This window comes from Actinacidiphila epipremni, from assembly GCF_012034175.1.
In the GTDB taxonomy this organism is placed as follows: domain Bacteria; phylum Actinomycetota; class Actinomycetes; order Streptomycetales; family Streptomycetaceae; genus Actinacidiphila; species Actinacidiphila epipremni.
The window spans coordinates 192210-209137 of the sequence record NZ_JAATEJ010000006.1; the positions used below are offsets into that span (position 1 = coordinate 192210).

Sequence of the window (16928 nt, forward strand, 5' to 3'; positions counted from 1 at the left end):
CGGCCGGAAGGCGGCATTCCGCCGCGCTTGTCCAGGCCGGAGCGTAGGGCGCAGGCCAACGCTCACGGGGCGTTATCCTTCGGGAAAGATCCTCGTGGCCCTTATAACGTCCGGTGCGGCGACAACCTCGGTATGAGAGTCGCCATCGTCACAGAGTCCTTCCCGCCCGACGTCAACGGAGTGGCGCACTGCGCGCTGCGCACCGTCGAACACCTCGTCAGGACCGGCCACGAACCGCTGGTCATCGCGCCCGCCGGCCCCCACGACCAGCTCGCCGACGACCCCTGCCCGGTCGTCCGCGTCCCCTCGCTGCCGCTGCCCGGCTACCCCCAGGTCCGCGTCGCGCTGCCCGGCCGCCGCACCGCCGCCGCGATCGCCGCGCACCACGCCGACATCGTCCACCTGGCCAGCCCCTTCGTGCTCGGCGTCCGCGGCCAGGCCGCCGCCACCCGGCTGCGCATCCCGGCCGTCGCCGTCTACCAGACCGACCTGGCCGGCTACGCCAAGACGTACCTGAACGCCGGCGAGGCCGCCGCCTGGCGCCGCATCCGCGCCGTGCACACCGCCGCCGCCCGCACCCTCGCGCCCTCCAGCGCCTCGGTCACCGCCCTGACCGACCAGGGCGTGCCGCGGGTCCACCTGTGGCCGCGCGGCGTCGACTCCGTCCGCTTCCACCCCGGCCGCCGGGACGAGGCGCTGCGCCGCGAACTCGCCCCGCGCGGCGAGCTGATCGTCGGCTACGTCGGCCGGCTCGCCGCCGAGAAGCATGTCGAGCTGCTCGCCGGCACCTGCGAACTGCCGGGCGTGCGCGTCGTCGTGGTCGGCGACGGACCCAGCGAGCCGGGCCTGCGGCAGGCCATGCCGCGTGCGGTCTTCCTCGGCCGCAGGACCGGCGACGACCTCGCCCGGATCTTCGCCTCCCTCGACGTCTTCTGCCACACCGGGCCCTTCGAGACGTTCTGCCAGACCGTCCAGGAGGCCATGGCCAGCGGCGTGCCCGTCGTCGCCCCCGCCGCCGGCGGCCCCCTCGACCTCGTCGACCACGGCAGGACCGGCCTGCTCGTGCCGCCCGGCGACGACCTCTCGGTGCGCACCGCCGTCCAGCTGCTGCACGCCGACCCCCGGCTGCGGGTCCGCTACGGCGCCGCCGCCCGCGCGACGGTCGCGCAGCGCAGCTGGGAGGCCGTCGGCGACCAGCTGCTGTCCCACTACGACCAGGTCCTCTACGAGCGCGCGGCGGCCGTCGCATGAGCGCCGCCGGCCTGCGGATCGTCCGCGTCGCGAACTTCGTCACCCCCGTCTCCGGCGGCCTGCGCACCGCCCTGCGCCACCTCGGCGAGGGCTACGCGGCGGCCGGGCACGAACCCGTCCTCGTCATCCCCGGCCCCGAGGCGTCCGACGAGACCTCCGCGCAGGGCCGGGTCATCACCCTGCCCGGCCCCGAGATCCCCGGCACCGGCGGCTACCGCGTGCTGACCCGCCGCACCCCCGTCGCCGACCTCCTGGCACGGCTCGCGCCCGACCGGCTGGAGGTCTCCGACCGCACCACCCTGCGCTGGACCGGCGAATGGGCCCGCCGGCACCGAGTGCCCGCGATGATGGTCTCGCACGAGAGCGCCGACGGCGTGCTCGGCACCTGGGGCGTCCCCTCCCGCGCCGCCCGCCGCGCCGCCGACGCCCTCAACCGGCGCACCGCGCACTCCTACACCCGGGTGCTGTGCACCACCGCGTGGGCCGCCGCCGAGTTCGAGCGGATCGGCGCCCGCAACGTCGTCCGCGCCCCGCTCGGCGTGGACCTGTCCGGGCTGCACCCCGGCCACCACGACCCGCGGCTGCGCGAGCGGTACGCGCACGGCGCCGCCGTCATGCTCGTGCTGTGCTCCCGGCTGAGCCCGGAGAAGCGGCCCGACGACGCGATCGAGGCGCTGGCGCACCTGCGGCGGGCCGGACTCGACGCCGCGCTCGTCGTCGCCGGCGACGGCCCGCTGCGCACCCGGCTCACCCAGCACGCCAAGGCCGCCCGGCTGCCGGTGACCTTCCTCGGCCACGTCGCCCGGCGCGACGACCTGGCCGCCGTCCTCGCGACCGCCGACGTCGCGATCGCCCCCGGCCCCGTCGAGACCTTCGGCCTGGCCGCGCTGGAGGCGCTGGCCTGCGGCACGCCCGTGGTCGTCAGCGCCCGCTCCGCGCTGCCCGACATCGTCGGACCGGCCGGCGGCTGCGGCACCACCCCGGAGGACTTCGCCGCCGCGGTACGGGAACTGCTCGCCGTGCCGGCCGCCGCCCGCCGCGAACGGGCCCGCCGCCGCGCCGAGCTCTACACCTGGCCCGCGGCCGTCCACGCCTTCCTCACCGCCCACGGCGCCGCGACCGCCCCCGCCGGGATCCCCCGGTGAACCGCCCCGCGCCCCGGCCCGCCGCCCCGTACGGCAGCCGGCCGCGGCCGGCGTACGGGGCGGCGCCGCGCGGGCGGGGAGGTGGACGGCGTGGCTGACGGGGCCGTCCGGTTCGCCGTGCTCGGCGACTCGCTCAGCGAAGGGGTCGGCGACCCGCTGCCGGGCGGCGGCTGGCGCGGCTGGGCCGCCCTGCTCGGCGAGAGCCTGACCCCGCGCGGCGAGCTGCTCAACCTCGCCCGCAGCGGGGCCCGCAGCGGCGACGTCGCCGGGAGCCAGCTCACCGCCGCCCTGCGGCACCGCCCGCAGCTCGCCTCGGTCGTGGTCGGCGGCAACGACACGCTGCGCGGCGGCTTCGACATCGCGCAGGTCGCCGCCGACCTGCACACCGCCATCGGCACGCTGCGCGCGAGCGGCGCCCATGTGCTCACCGCGTGCCTGCCCGACCCCGGCACCGTCCTCGGCCTGCCCTGGCCGCTGGCCCACCCGCTGGGCCGCCGGATGGCCGCGCTCAACGACACCGTCCACGCGCTGTCCGCGCACCACGGCACCGTGCACCTGCACGCCGCCCGGCTGCCATGGACCACCAGCCCCGGCGTGCTCAGCGCGGACCGGCTGCACCCCAGCGAGGCCGGACACCGCATGATGGCCCGCGACTTCCATCTGCTGCTCGCCGCCGCGGACGCCGCCCTGGCCGCAGGCCCCGGCCCGCGGCCGACCCCCGACGGCCCCGCCCCGGGCCGCGCCGCGTCCGTGTGGTGGATGGCCACCCGCGGCACCCGGTGGATCGCCGACCGCTGCACCGACCTGCTGCCCGACCTGCTGCGGCTGGCCGCCGAGGAATACCGGCACGCCGCCCGCGGCACCGCGCCCCTGCTCGACCACGCCGCCCGCGAGGCGACCGCGCTGGCCCTGGAGTCACTGGGCCTGCGCCCGGACCCCGCGATCCCGCCGCCCGGGCCCGGCGCCGACCTCCTTCACAGCTCCGGCCGCCCCGAGCGCAGCGCGACGAAGCGGATCCTCGTACCCGGCGCGGACTGGGCCGCGGCCGGCAGCGACTCCTCCGGGACGACGCCGATCACCGGATAGCCGCCGGTGGTCGGATGGTCGGCGAGGAAGACGACGGGGCGCCCGTCCGGCGGCACCTGGACGGCGCCCGGCACCATGGGCTCGCTCGGCAGCTCGCCCTCCCGGCCCGCCGCCCGGCGCAGCGCCGGGCCGTCCGTCCGCAGCCCGATCCGGTTGGACGCGGGGGAGACGGCGTACTCCCCGGTGACCAGCGCGGCCGGCGCGCCGGGCTCGAACCAGTCCTCCCGCGGCCCCGGCAGGAACGGCAGCACCAGCTCGCCGCCCGCCGACGCGTACGGCAGCACGTCCACCGCCGCGGCGGCGCCGCGTCCGGCGCCGACCGGCAGCTCGTCGCCGTCGGCCAGCGGCGCGGGGCCGAGCCCGGACAGCAGATCGGTCGCGCGGCTGCCCAGCACCGGCTCCACCGCGAAGCCGCCGGCCACCGCGACATAGCTGCGCAGGCCCACCGCCGCCGCGCCCACCTCCAGCAGCGCGCCGCCCGGCACCCGCACCGGCGCGCCCCACGCCGCCGGCCGCCCGTCCACCCGCACCGCGCACGCCGCGCCCGTCACCGCGGCCAGCAACGGCCGCGCCGCCCGCAGCGTGCACCCCGACACCGTCGTCTCCAGCGTGGCGGCGCCCTCTGCGTTGCCCACCAGCCGGTTCGCCAGCCGGTGCGCCGGCAGGTCCAGCGCCCCCGACCGCGGCACCCCGAGATGCGCGTAACCGGCCCGCCCCAGATCCTGCAGGGTCGTCAACGCCCCGGCCCGCACCACCGTCACCCCACTCACGACACCCTCCCGACCACCCGCGCCGCCCCGACCCGACTCCGGGCGCCGCCCGCGCCCACCGCCCGGCCGGCGCTCCGTGCCGTACGACCCAGCTGTCCGCAGGGGCCGTCTGTGCCCCGGGCCCCCGCCCGGCCGGTCGCCTTCGCCGTACGCCCCGGCCGCGTCATGCCGTCGCCCGGGTGAAGCGGACCCGGGTGCCCGGGGTGAGCAGGGCGGCAGGATCGCGGGCCGGGTCCCACAGCGGGGCGTCCGTCGTGCCGATGAGCTGCCAGCCGCCCGGGGAGGACCGCGGGTACATTCCCGCGTACGGTCCCGCCAGGCCCAGCGAGCCCGCCGGCACGGCGGTGCGCGGTGTCGGGCGCCGCGGGACGTGCAGCTGCGGCGGCAGGCCCGTCAGATACGCGAAACCCGGCGCGAAGCCGCAGAAGGCCACCCGGAAGTCCGTCCCCGTCACGATGTCCGGCAGCTCCGCCGCGGGCACCGACCACAGCGCCGCCACTTCCTCGACGTCCGGACCGTCGAACCGCACCGGCACCTCGCGCGCCTCGCCGCCGGCCTCCGCCACCGGCGGCACCTCCCACGCGCTGACCGCCGCGGCGAAGCCCTTCGGATCGTCGAGGCCGGCGACCAGGACCGTACGCGCGGCCGGCACGATCTCCCGCACCTGCGCGAACTCGCCCGCCGCGCGCCGCCGCAGCAACTCCGCGTGCAGCGCCTGCGCCCGTTCGCCGTCCTCGGTCTCCACGAGCACGGCGCCGCGCCCCATGGCCATCACCTTGCACTTCACGGACCCGTCACCCTGTCACCTCGCCCGTCCCGTACGCCCTTGCGCCTTGCGCCCCTGGTCCCCCCGCATCCCGCCCGGCCGGTCCGCCGGCCCGCCCCGCGCCCGTAAAGCTCGCGCGCTCCCGATCCGCCGCCCTCATGCGAACGCCGCCACCCGCACGCCCGCCGCCTCCAGCGCCGCCCGCACCCGCACCGCGAGCCGCGCCGCGCCCGGTGTGTCCCCGTGGACGCACAGCGAGCGCGCCGCGACCGGCACGTGCTGCCCGTCCAGCGACGTCACCCCGGCGCCCGAGGCGATCCGCACCGCCCGCTCCACCACGGCCGCCGGCTCGCCGACCACCGCGCCGGGCTCGCGGCGCGCGACCAGCGTGCCCCGCGCCGTGTACGCCCGGTCCGCGAAGGCCTCCGGCACCGCCGGCAGCCCCGCCCGCTCGGCCGCGGCCAGCAACCGCGAACCGGGCAGCCCCAGCACGGGCAGCCGGCCCGCCAGCAGCACGCCCTCCACGACCGCGGCGGCCTGCTCCTCGTCGTGCACCGCCCGGTTGTACAGCGCCCCGTGCGGCTTGACGTACGCCACCGGCGCGCCCGCCGCCGCGGCGAAGACCGCCAGCGCCCCGATCTGGTAGGCGACCTCCGCCGCCAGCTCCTGCGGCGGCACATCCATCGACCGCCGCCCGAAACCTGCCAGGTCCCGGTACGACACCTGCGCCCCGATCCGCACCCCGCCGGCCGCGGCCCGCTCGCACACCCGGCGCATCGTCACCGGATCGCCCGCGTGGAAACCGCACGCGACGTTCGCGCTCGTGACGACGTCCAGCAGCGCCTCGTCGTCGGTGAGATGCCAGCGCCCGAAGCCCTCGCCGAGATCCGCGTTGAGGTCCACGACCGCACCGCCGGCCCCGGCGCCGTCCGCCTCGCCCGCCATGCCGACCACCCCTCACCACCGCCGCGACCGGAGGGCGCCCGTACCTGCCGTACGATGCCCGTGAACCGATCATGGCATCCCGCACCGACAACGGGCGCCCGTCCCATGCCGATCCGTGCCGTTTCGTTCGATGTCGGTGGCACCGCCTAATGTGTGGGGCGTGACCACGACCGTCCCCTACCCGCTGCCGGGCGCCGCCCGGCCGGCGCCGGGCCCCGCAGCCGACGAGGGCCTCGCGCGCCGGCTCAAGGCGCTCGCCTGCACCGCGCCGCTGCACGACCTCGACGCCCGCAAGGCCAACCTCGCGGGGGAGTATTCGGTGTACGCGATGGCGGAGGTCGCGCTCGCCGCGATCGACCTGGTCACCCTCAACATGGACTTCGACACCGGCGCCGACCACGACCAGATAGTGGCCAGGCTGCTGCCCCGCGTCGCCGCCCAGACCCCCACCCGCAGCCACGCCGAGCACGAGCGGGTCGCCCGCTGGGTGCTGGAGAACCTGATCAACGTCGGCAGCGCCGACCGCGGATTCCGCGCCGTCTACGGCACCTTCGGCCCCGACGGCGCCTACGTCCGCCGCGACTACGACTTCAAGCTGATCGAGGAGGTGCCCGGCCCCGGCGGCAGCGTCTACCTGCGCGCCACCGACGAGGCGGTCAACGTACTGGTCGGCGCCCTCGACACCGACGTCACCAGCGCCCAGATCGCCGCCGAGGTCAAGCTGGAGGTGCTGATCAGCCGCGGCCGGCTCGCCGACGCCCAACTCGCCGCCGAGCAGGCCCGTTACCGCACCGTGCAGTACGCCGAGACGCTGCGCCGCACCCTGGAGGCCACCCGGCGCAACGTCCGCGCGGTGGACTGGCTGCAACAGGTCCCCGACCTCATCGCCGAGGCCCTGGACCACGTCGCCGACCGCTACCGGCACGAGAACGCGATCCTCACCAACATCCGCAAGGCGCGCGACGAGGCGGAGGAACCCGAGCACAAGCGGCGCGCCGCCGAACTCGTCGACATCGTCAAGGACTGCATCCGCCGGCACACCCAGCTGCAGTCCCGGCTGCTGGAGGCCGGCCCGCTCTTCCGCGCCGAGCAGGACCGGCAGGCCTTCGCCACCCCGCCCGCCCGCGCCGGACTCGACCTGTACGGCCAGCTGGTTGCCCCGCTGCTGCCGCTCCCGGTGGAGCGGGCGGTCCGGGTCACCGACGCCTTCTTCGCCCGCGGCACCGGCCTGCGCACCCCGGGCGCGGTCCGCGTCACCGACCTCGTGGACCTGCTGCTGACCCCGCCGCTGGAGCGCGACCACCTCGGCGCCGAGATGCCCGAGCCCGACCTGGTGGCCACCCCCGACGACAGCCGCTTCTCCGACGAGCAGCTGGAGGCCGCGCTCGACCTGCTCGACCTGCCGCACGACGCGCCCCGCCGGCTGTCCGGGCTGCTCGCCCAGGCCCGCCGCACCGACCCCGACCTGCCCTACCTGGTGGCGCTGCTGGCCCTGCACGCCGCCTCCCCGCCGGTCGGCACCGCGGTACGCCAGGGGGAGCCGCAGCTGCTGTTCGCCGTGGACGACGGCACCGCACTCGACGACCCGGAATTCGGCGGCGCCGACCTCGTCCTCGGCACCGCCCGGCTGGCCGCGCACCCCGCGGCACGACAGGAGAGGACGCCGTGACCGACGAGCGCGACGAGCGGGCCCCCGACGGCCACCCGGCCGAGCAGCCCCGCGAGCCGTCCCGCGAGCAGCCCCGCGACGCCCTGCGCGACCGGGACGGCGGCGCGCTGACCGCCGGGGACGTCGCGGACGCCGCCCGGCTGGTCGGCTTCGCCCTGCAGCCCAAGCTGCTGCCCGCGCGCGACGCCGAATACGCCGAGCTGGTCCGCCGGCACCGCGAGGACCCCGGCTTCGCCCGCACCGCCGACGCCGTCGCCGCCGGCCTCGGCCTGATCGTGCTGGAGGTCTCGCCGCGGGCCGGCATGGCCGTGGCCGCCGCCGAGGACTCCGTCTTCGCCGTCCGCATGGGCGATTACGCCCGCCGCGCCGCGTCCGACGCCGGGGACCGCTTCCTGCACGGCCTGGCGCACCTGGCCGCCGCCGCGCTCGCCTTCCCGCGCCCCGAGGACCTCGCCGACGACGGCTACATCGGCCGGATCACCGTCAACGGGGTGGACGCCTTCGTCCGGCAGGCGTGCCGCCGGCTGGAGGAACGCGCCGAGGAGGCCGGCGAGGTCACCGACCCGGCCAGCGACACCCCCGGCCTGGAAGCCGCCTGGCGGGTCTACAGCCGGCGCAGCGCCACCGGCGCGACCAAGGACGCCCGCCGGCTGGCCGGCTCCACCACCGGCATCATCGGCAAGGCCGTCGCCTTCCTCGTCGACTCCGGCTTCCTGCAGCGCACCGGCGACGAGGCCGGTGGCACGTACCGCACCACCGCCCGCTACCAGCTCCAGGTCCGCGACATGGCCGGCAGCGCCGCGATGGCAGAGCTGCTGGAGCTGGGCGTCGTCCCGGTCGCCGACGGCACCGCGAGCCTGCTGCCCGCCGCCTCCGACGACGGCCTCGACCTGGTGCCCGACGCCGGCCTGCCCTTCCACACCGCCACCTGACCGCCCCCCACCGCACTCGGCCCGCACCCGGCCCGTACGACCCCCGCACCCGCCCGCCGACCAGCCACGAGAGTCCGCCGCATGTACGAGCTTTCCCGACTCCGCCTCTACTCCATCGGGCCCGCCGGCGCGCGGTACGCCGACACCGTGCTCGACCTGCGCGGCGTCGGCGAACCGGTGCCGCAACCGGCCCCGGCCCAGGGCGACTTCTTCGCGGACGAACCGGCCGGCCCGCCGCGCCGCCCCGCCCCCGCGGGCGTGCTCTTCCTGGAGAACGGCGGCGGCAAGTCCGTCCTGCTCAAGCTGATCTTCTCGGTCATGCTCCCCGGCCACCGCAACACCCTGGGCGGTGCCAGCTCCGGCGTGCTGCGCAAGTTCCTGCTCGCCGACGACTGCGGCCACGTCGCCCTGGAATGGCAGCACACCCTCACCGGTGAACTGGTCGTCGTCGGCAAGGTCAGCGAGTGGCGCGGCCGTCAGGTGTCCGCCGACCCGCGCAAGTTCGCCGAGGCCTGGTACTCCTTCCGTCCCGGCCCCGGCATGAGCCTGGACTCGCTGCCCGTCGCCGAGTCCACCGCGGTGCGCCCGCCCGCCGAGGGCACCTCGGGCGCCCGCGGCCGGCGCCGCACCATGAAGGGCTTCCGTGACGCGCTCACCGAGGCCGGCAAGGCGTACCCGCACCTGGACGTGGTGTGGGAGGAGATCCACGACCGCTGGAACGAGCACCTCGGCGACCTGGGCCTGGACCCCGAGCTCTTCCGCTACCAGCGGGAGATGAACGCCGACGAGGGCGAGGCCGCGGGCCTTTTCGCGGTGAAGAAGGACTCCGACTTCACCGACCTGCTGCTGCGCGCGGTCACCGACACCCGCGACACCGACGGCCTCGCCGACCTCGTCCACGGCTTCGCCGGCAAGCTCGGCCGCCGCGCCGAGCTCACCGCCGAACGCGACTTCACCGCCGGCTCCCTCGACCTGCTCCAGCGGATCGCCGAGGGCGCCGAGGCCCGCGACCAGGCCCGCGCCGTGCACGCCGGGTCCGAGCGCCGCGCCCGCCTGCTCGCCCGCCGGCTCACCGCCCGCGCCCGCCAGGAGCGGGCCAGGACCGCCGACATCGCGCAGGACGTGGCGCAGGCCGCGCACGCCGTCACCGACGCCCGCCAGGCCCGCGCCGGCAGCGCCCTGACCGCCGCCGAGATCGCCTACCGGCACGCCTCGCTCGCCCTGGCCGCCGCCGAGAAGGACGCCGCGGCGCTGCGCCGCGAACTGGGCGACGCCCGCACCCTGCACGCCGCGTGGCAGGCCGCCGAGACCGTGCTGCGCCAGCGCGCCGCCGAGGACCGCCTGCAACGCGTCACCGCCGCGATCCGCGAGGCCGAACGAGACGCCGCCCCCGCGCTCGCCGCCCGCACCACCGCCGCCGCCGACCTCGTACGCGCCCTGCACGCCGCCGCGGCCCGCGCCGAACGGCAGGCCGACAGCGAGGAGGAGCGCTCCGCCGCGCTCCAGGCGCAGTCCGAGGCCGCCCACCGGGACGCCACCGCCGCCGCCACCGAGGCCCAGCGCGCCCGCAGCGAGGCCGGCCACCTCGCCCAGCGCCTCGCCGAGGTCGAGCAGGAGACCGCGCAGGCGGTACGGGCCGGGTGGCTCGACGACTCCGCACCGGACGCCGACCCGGCCCGCGCCGCGCTCGCCGCCGCCGACGCCGAGGAGACCGCGACCGACCTCGCCCGCGCCGCCGCCGAGGCCGCCCGCGAGCAGGCCGCCCGCGCCCGGGACGCCGCCGGCGCCGAGACCCGCGCGGAACTGGCCGCCGCCCGCGCCGCCGACGCCCTGTCCACCGCCGAGTCGGCCCTGGCCGCCGCGACCCTGGCGGCCACCTCGCTGGCCGCCGACCCCCGGCTGACCGCGCTGCTCAGCCTGCCCGCGCCCCGTACGGAGGACTCCGCGGCCGAACCCCGCGGCCCGCTCGCACCCGCCGCAGGCGACGGCATCACCCCCGCCCTGCTCGACGACTTCGCCGAGCCCTTGCGTGAACTCCTCGACACCACCGTCGCCGCCGCCGAGCGCCAGCTGTTCGAGCTGCGCACCGCCGCCGCCGACGACGCCCGCATCCTCGGCGCCCTCGGCGACGGCGGACTGCTGCCGCCCGGCCCCGACGTGCTCGCCACCGTCGAGTACCTGGGCGAGCACGGCATCCCGGCGCTGCCCGGCTGGCGCTACCTCGCCCAGGCCGTCGACCCCGCCGACCACGCGCTGGTCCTCGCCTCGCGCCCCGAGCTGGTCGACGGCGTCGTGGTGACCGACCCCGGCTCGTACCGCCGTGCCAAGGACGTCCTGGAGCAGGCCGCGCTGCTGCCGCGCTCCACCGTCGCGGTCGGCACCGCCGCCGCGCTGCTCGCCCCGCCGCCCGCGTCCGCCGCCGCCCCGGACGTCTTCCTCGTCCCGCCGAACCCCGCCATGCACGACGAACTGGCCGCCGACGGCGAACGGCAGGCGCTGCGCTCCCGGGCCACCGCCCGCGAGGAGGAGATCCGGGTGCTGGCCGGGCGCCTGGCCCACGACCGTACGCTCGCCGCGCGGCTGGCCTCCTGGCGTGCCGCCTGCCCGCAGGGCCGGCTCGCCGAGCTGGACGCCGAGGTCGCCGCCGCCCGCGAGACCGTCGAGCGCACCCGCGCCGAGCTGGCCCGGGCCCGCGCCGAGCGCGCCGAGACCGAGGCCGCCGCAGCCGAGGCCGCGCAGGACAGCGACACCCGCAGGGCCGCCGCCGAGCAGGCCCGGCGCACCGCCGACGCCCTGTCAGGGCTCGCCCACCGGCTGCGGGAGCGCACCACCTGGCAGCGCAGGGCCCGGGAGCTGGCCGCCGACGCCGCCGAGGCCGAAGCCCGCGCCGAGACCTGCCTGGCCAGGGCCCGCGCCGCCGACGAGGACCGCAGGGCCGCCCAGCGCGCCTCCGACGACGCCCGCCGCACCGCCCGGGTGCTGCGCGCCGAACGCGCCGAGATCGCCGGCGCCCCCGACGACGGCGCCTCGGCCGCCGACCCCGGGGCTGGCGCCCCCACCGCCGCCCTCCCGGCGCTGCGCGAGGCCTACCGCGCGGCCTCCGAGGTCTACGAGAAGGTCGGCGTCGGCGCCGACCTGCGCGCCGAGCAAGCCCGCGCCGAGAGCACCGAGAACGCCGCCCTGGTCGAACTGGACCGGCTCACCAACAAGGTACGCAGCCGCGCCGCCCAGCTGCTGGAGGGCCCCGACGGCGCCGACGGCCCCTCCCGGCAGGCCGCCGCGGCCCGCGCCGAGGAGCTCGTACAGACCCTGGAGTCACGCGCGTCGGCCGCCAGCGAGCAACTGGGCCGGCTGCGCGGCGAGGCCGAGCGGCTGGCCCCGACCGGCGACGCCCCGCACCACACCGAGCTGCCCGAGGCGCTGCGCCCCCGCGACGCCGGCCACGCGCAGGAGCTGCTGCGCGCCGCCACCGCCGAACTCGCCGCCCGCACCGAGGCGCTGGAGCAGACCACCGCCGCGCACGCCGGCCTCGTCGCCGCGCACCGGGCGGCCGAGGACGCGGCGGGCGGCTTCGACGAGACCGCGGCGCTGCTGCGCGACCTGCTGCGGGACACCGGCCCCGCCGCGCCCGACGACGACGAGCCGGAACCGTACCCCGGCAGCCAGGAGGCCGCCCGGCAGGCCGCCGCCGAGGCCCGGCGCAGCCTGCGCGGCTGCGCCGCGGACCTGTCGACCGCCGAAGCCCGGCTGCGCGAGGCCGGCGACGTGCTCGTCCGGCACGCCAACGCCGTGCGCTTCGAGCAGGTCAGGACGCCGGCCCGGCAGCAGATCCGGGAACTGCCCGCCGCCGCACTCCCCGAGCACGCGGCGGCCTGGGCCGCGGCGTTCGCGCCCCGGCTGCGGGTGCTCACCGACGAGCTCGGCCAGCTGGAGCGCAACCGGGAGATCATCGTCGACCGGCTGCGCGGACTGGTCGAGTCGGCGCTGGCCACCCTGCGCTCGGCCCAGCGGCTGTCCCGGCTGCCCGAAGGGCTCGGCGAATGGTCGGGCCAGGAATTCCTGCGGATCCGCTTCGAGGACCCCGACCAGGCGGTGCTCACCGAACGCCTCGGCGAGGTCATCGACGAGGCCACCAGGTCCGCGCTGCGCAAGAACGCCGACCTGCGCCGCGACGGCATGTCGCTGCTGCTGCGCGCGGTCGCCGCCGCCCTGCAGCCGCGCGGCGTCGCCGTGGAGATCCTCAAGCCCGACGCCGTGCTGCGCGCCGAGCGGGTGCCGGTCGGGCAGATGGGCGACGTCTTCTCCGGCGGCCAGCTGCTCACCGCAGCGATCGCCCTCTACTGCACGATGGCGGCGCTGCGCAGCAACGACCGCGGCCGGGACCGGCAGCGGCACGCCGGCACGCTCTTCCTCGACAACCCCATCGGCCGCGCCAACGCCACATACCTGCTGGAGCTCCAGCGGGCCGTCGCCGACGCGCTCGGCGTGCAACTGCTCTACACCACCGGGCTGTTCGACACCACCGCGCTCGCCGAGTTCCCGCTCGTGGTGCGGCTGCGCAACGACGCGGACCTGCGGGCGGGGCTGAAGTACATCAGCGTCGAGGAGCACCTCCGGCCCGGCCTGCCCGTCCAGGACCCGCAGGGCGAGCAGGTGCACGGCGAGATCACCGCCACCCGGATGTTCCGCCGCCCACCGGAGGCCGTACCGCCGGCAGCCGCACCCGGGGAGGCCGTACCCCGGGAGGCCGTACCCCGGGAGGACCGACCGCCGGCAGCCGCGCCCGAGCCCTCACACCCCTAGATGCCGCGGTATGTGGGGCCGCCCCACACGGCCCCGCGACCCCGCCGCCCGCCTGCCGCGCTCCGCGCGCCTGGCCCTGCGCCGCTCCGCCCGCCGCTCGCGCGCCGCGCTGCTCGGACTGGAGACCACCCCGTCGCGCTGCGCCCACACCTGCCGCGTCACCCACACGTCGAGCACCGCCCACGACGCCACCACCGACGTCACCACCGTGGTCACCAGCACCGGCGCCGCCAGCCACGAGTGCCCGGCCGCGAGCACCACGCCGACGAGCGCCTGCACCAGCGCCACCGCGCTGAGCAGTCCCGCGCGCACCGCCGCGTCCCGCACCGGATCGGCCATCCGCGGCCTCCTGGCGGGCTCCTCCACCCACACGGTCCGCTCCTGCAACTCCATGAAGAACGGCTGCCCCGAAAAGGCCCGGTGCATTCCGGGGGTACGTTTCGTCGCAGATCTGCCCAACTCACATACATGCTTTCGAGTTACGTCTGGGGCGGTAGTAGGCTCACGCCGTTTACACGCGACACACCCCCGCCGCGGGGGAGACCGTTGGGGAGGCCATGAGCTTTCGCGGTACGACGATCCGCCGGAAGATCGTGGCGCTGCTGCTGATCCCGCTGGCGTCCCTGACCGTCATCTGGGCGTTCGCCGCCGTCGTGACGGGCAAGGCGCTGCTGGACCGGCCGGACGTCCGGCGGGTGGTCGACAACGTCGGGTTCCCCGGCCAGGACGCGGTGCAGAGCCTGCAGCAGGAGCGCAGGGCCGCCATGATCTACGTGGCCAACCCCCGCGACTCGCAGGCCAGGATCGGCTACACCAAGCAGCAGCAGGTCACCGACGCCTCCATCGCCAAGATGCGCACCCGGATCTCGGCCTCCGGGGTGCGCGGCGACCTCGACGCCACCTCCCGCAGCCGCCTGGACACCTTCCTCAGCACCGTCGAGGGCCTGCCCTCGCTGCGCCAGCGCGCCGACAACGGCCGGATCAGCCGCAACGACGTCTACACGGCGTACAACGACATGACGGCGCCGGCCTTCCAGATGTTCGACGCGCTCAACCCGCACAACGACTTCCGGCTCGACGACGAGCACCACGCCGTCGTCCAGCTGAGCCTGGCCCGCGACGAGGTCAGCCGCGAGGACGCGCTGATGGCCGCCGCGATCAGCACCGGCCACATGAGTGCCGCGGAGTTGAAGTCCTTCACCTTCGCCGTCGCCGAGCAGCGCAACTACTACACCTCCAGCCTGTGGCTGCTGACCGACGACGAGCGGGCGCCCTACGACGCCTACTGGCGCGACAGCAGCGGCAAGACGCTGCGCGCCGCCGAGGACGCCGTCATCGCCGCCGGCGTCGACGACGCCCCGATCGTCGCCGCCCACCAGTCCTGGCCGTCGCTCGCCGCGACCACCCTGGACGACCTCAACCGGCTGGGCACCACCTCCGAGAACCAGCTCAGCGACCACAACCAGCCCATCGCCACCACCGCGATCATCGAGGCGATCTTCGTCGGCGGCATCGGCCTGGTCGCGGTGATCGCCACGCTGTTCGTGTCGGTACGCATCGGGCGCGGCCTGATCCGCGACCTGACCGGGCTGCGCCGCGAGGCCCAGGAGGTCTCCGGCACCCGGCTGCCGCAGGTCATGCGGCGGCTCGCGGCCGGCGAGCAGATCGACGTCGAGACCGAGGTACCCCGCCTGGAGTACCCCGACGACGAGATCGGCCAGGTCGGCAAGGCCCTCAACACCCTCCAGCGGGCCGTCGTCGAGGCCACGGTGCGGCAGAACAACCTCCGCAAGGGCGTCTCGGAGGTCTTCGTCAACCTCGCCCGCCGCAGCCAGGTGCTGCTGCACCGCCAGCTGACGCTGCTGGACGCCATGGAGCGCCGCACCGACGACAGCGAGGAACTGGCCGACCTCTTCCGGCTGGACCACATGACCACCCGTATGCGCCGGCACGCCGAGGGCCTGGTCATCCTGTCCGGCGCCACCCCGTCCCGGCAGTGGCGCAAGCCCGTGCAGCTGATGGACGTGGTCCGGGCCGCGATCGCCGAGGTCGAGGACTACGACCGCATCGAGGTGCGCCGGCTGCCGCGGCTGGCCGTCGCGGGCGCCGCCGTCGCCGACCTCACCCACCTGCTCGCCGAGCTCATCGAGAACGCCGCGGTCTTCTCCCCGCCGCAGACCACCGTCAAGCTGCACGGCGAGCCCGCGGCCAACGGCTTTGTCCTGGAGATCGACGACCGGGGCCTGGGCCTGACGCCCGACGCGCTGCTGGAGGCCAACCTGCGGCTCGCCGAGACCCCCGAGTTCGAGCTGTCCGACACCGACCGGCTCGGCCTGTTCGTGGTCAGCCGGCTCGCCCAGCGCCACAACGTGCGGGTCTCGCTGCGCCAGTCGCCGTACGGCGGCACCACCGCCGTGGTGATGATCCCCGACACCCTGCTCAGCGACAGCGGCGAGGACACCGGCGCCACCCCCGCGCCCCGGGTGCCCCAGCAGGGCGGCAAGGACACCGCGGGCGACACCGAGCACACCTTCCGCCAGTGGGGCCTGGAGGGCGTCGACGACATCGGCGGCGAGCGCCGCAAGGAGCATGCCGCGCATGCCGAGGAGCCGCTGTCGGCGGCCTTCGGCCGGGGCCTGGACGCCCTCGACGACCCCGCAGAACTGCCCCCCGGCGCCGCGCCGGGGACGCCGGAGCAGTCGCCCGCGGACCCGGTGCCGCTGCCGCGCCGCCGCCCGCGGTCCGGTTCCGCCCCGGTGCTGATCTCCGACCGGGCCCGCCGCCCCATCGACCGCGGGCCCGACGATCCGGACGGCACCGACGGCGGGGGCGCCCTGCCGCGCCGGGTGCGGCAGGCCAGCCTCGCCGCCCAGCTGCGCACCGACGCGCAGCGGCCCGAGGCGGCGGGGGAGCCGGAGCACGGCGGCGGGCGCGAGCGCTCCGCCGACGAGGTCCGCGCCCGGATGTCGTCGATCCAGCGCGGCTGGCAGCGCGGTCGCCGGGCGGCCGAGACCGGCCCCGACGCGGCGGAGGCGGCGGACGGCACCGCGGCGGACGGCACCGCGGCGGACGCGACGGACTCTTCGACGACAGCACGAGGAACGACACCTGAGGGGAACGGTCGATGACCGCACCATCGAGCCCGACACGTGAGCTGAGTTGGCTGCTGGACGACCTGGTGACGCGTGTCGCCAGCATCCGCAAGGCGCTGGTGCTCTCCGGCGACGGCCTGGCGACCGGCGCCTCGGAAGGGCTGACCCGGGAGGACTCGGAGCACCTGGCGGCCGTCGCCTCGGGCTTCCACAGCCTCGCCAAGGGTGTCGGGCGGCACTTCGACGCCGGCCAGGTCCGGCAGACCATCGTCGAGCTCGACGACGCCTTCCTGTTCGTCACGGCCGCCGGCGACGGCAGCTGCCTGGCCGTGCTCGCCGACGCCGACTCCGACGTCGGACAGGTGGCGTACGAGATGGCGCTGCTGGTCAAGCGGGTCGGCGCCCATCTGGCGACCGCGCCGCGGCACGGCGGCGGTACGGCGCTGAGCGGCTGACAGCCGAGATACGG

At 76.9% G+C, this 16928-nt stretch carries 12 protein-coding genes; 8 read left to right on the plus strand and 4 right to left on the minus strand.

Annotated features, from left to right (window positions below; all coding sequences use genetic code 11):
- Positions 1 to 132: 132 nt before the first annotated feature.
- The 3 genes from HCN08_RS10860 to HCN08_RS10870 all read left to right on the plus strand — a co-directional run bounded on the left by HCN08_RS10860 (position 133) and on the right by HCN08_RS10870 (position 3482).
- A complete protein-coding gene (locus HCN08_RS10860; protein WP_167982766.1) occupies positions 133 to 1251 on the plus strand; it encodes a glycosyltransferase family 4 protein in 1119 nt (372 codons plus the stop codon).
- Entirely contained in the window at positions 1248 to 2396 is a 1149-nt protein-coding gene (locus HCN08_RS10865) for a glycosyltransferase (protein WP_167982767.1), read from the plus strand. The genes HCN08_RS10860 and HCN08_RS10865 overlap by 4 nt, the downstream gene beginning before the upstream one ends.
- A gap of 90 nt (positions 2397 to 2486) precedes the next feature.
- Positions 2487 to 3482, plus strand: coding sequence for an SGNH/GDSL hydrolase family protein (locus HCN08_RS10870; protein ID WP_167982768.1), 996 nt, complete (start codon positions 2487 to 2489; stop codon positions 3480 to 3482).
- Here HCN08_RS10870 and HCN08_RS10875 read toward each other — a convergent pair.
- The 3 genes from HCN08_RS10875 to HCN08_RS10885 all read right to left on the minus strand — a co-directional run bounded on the left by HCN08_RS10875 (position 3371) and on the right by HCN08_RS10885 (position 5963).
- Positions 3371 to 4252 carry a 5-oxoprolinase subunit C family protein gene (locus tag HCN08_RS10875; protein WP_167982769.1) on the minus strand — a complete coding sequence of 294 codons (882 nt, stop codon included), beginning with the start codon at positions 4250 to 4252 and terminating at the stop codon, positions 3371 to 3373. The genes HCN08_RS10870 and HCN08_RS10875 overlap by 112 nt on opposite strands.
- Positions 4253 to 4415: 163 nt before the next feature.
- Positions 4416 to 5039 carry a 5-oxoprolinase subunit B family protein gene (locus HCN08_RS10880; protein ID WP_167982770.1) on the minus strand — a complete coding sequence of 208 codons (624 nt, stop codon included), beginning with the start codon at positions 5037 to 5039 and terminating at the stop codon, positions 4416 to 4418.
- 135 nt (positions 5040 to 5174) lie between these two features.
- On the minus strand, positions 5175 to 5963 hold the full coding sequence (locus HCN08_RS10885) for a LamB/YcsF family protein (RefSeq protein WP_167982771.1): 789 nt from the start codon (positions 5961 to 5963) through the stop codon (positions 5175 to 5177).
- Positions 5964 to 6093: 130 nt separating this feature from the next.
- On the opposite strand from HCN08_RS10885, the gene HCN08_RS10890 reads away from it, so the two are divergent.
- The 3 genes from HCN08_RS10890 (at position 6094) to HCN08_RS10900 (ending at position 13367) form a co-directional block, all read left to right on the plus strand.
- Entirely contained in the window at positions 6094 to 7632 is a 1539-nt protein-coding gene (locus HCN08_RS10890) for a hypothetical protein (protein ID WP_240969976.1), read from the plus strand.
- Complete coding sequence (locus HCN08_RS10895) at positions 7629 to 8564, plus strand: hypothetical protein (RefSeq protein ID WP_407648732.1); 936 nt, start codon at positions 7629 to 7631, stop codon at positions 8562 to 8564. The genes HCN08_RS10890 and HCN08_RS10895 overlap by 4 nt, the downstream gene beginning before the upstream one ends.
- A gap of 81 nt (positions 8565 to 8645) precedes the next feature.
- Positions 8646 to 13367 (plus strand): hypothetical protein, encoded by a 4722-nt coding sequence (locus tag HCN08_RS10900; RefSeq protein WP_240969977.1) that lies wholly within the window; start codon positions 8646 to 8648, stop codon positions 13365 to 13367.
- Here the strand turns inward: HCN08_RS10900 and HCN08_RS10905 are convergent.
- Complete coding sequence (locus HCN08_RS10905; RefSeq protein ID WP_206318616.1) at positions 13356 to 13793, minus strand: hypothetical protein; 438 nt, start codon at positions 13791 to 13793, stop codon at positions 13356 to 13358. The two genes, HCN08_RS10900 and HCN08_RS10905, sit on opposite strands and share 12 nt — an antisense overlap.
- 131 nt (positions 13794 to 13924) lie before the next feature.
- Between HCN08_RS10905 and HCN08_RS10910 the strand changes: the two genes are divergently transcribed.
- Both HCN08_RS10910 and HCN08_RS10915 read left to right on the plus strand, forming a co-directional pair.
- Positions 13925 to 16495 carry a sensor histidine kinase gene (locus HCN08_RS10910; protein WP_167982773.1) on the plus strand — a complete coding sequence of 857 codons (2571 nt, stop codon included), beginning with the start codon at positions 13925 to 13927 and terminating at the stop codon, positions 16493 to 16495.
- Positions 16492 to 16914, plus strand: a complete 423-nt coding sequence (locus HCN08_RS10915) for a roadblock/LC7 domain-containing protein (RefSeq protein WP_167982774.1) — start codon at positions 16492 to 16494, stop codon at positions 16912 to 16914. The genes HCN08_RS10910 and HCN08_RS10915 overlap by 4 nt, the downstream gene beginning before the upstream one ends.
- Positions 16915 to 16928 lie beyond the last annotated feature (14 nt).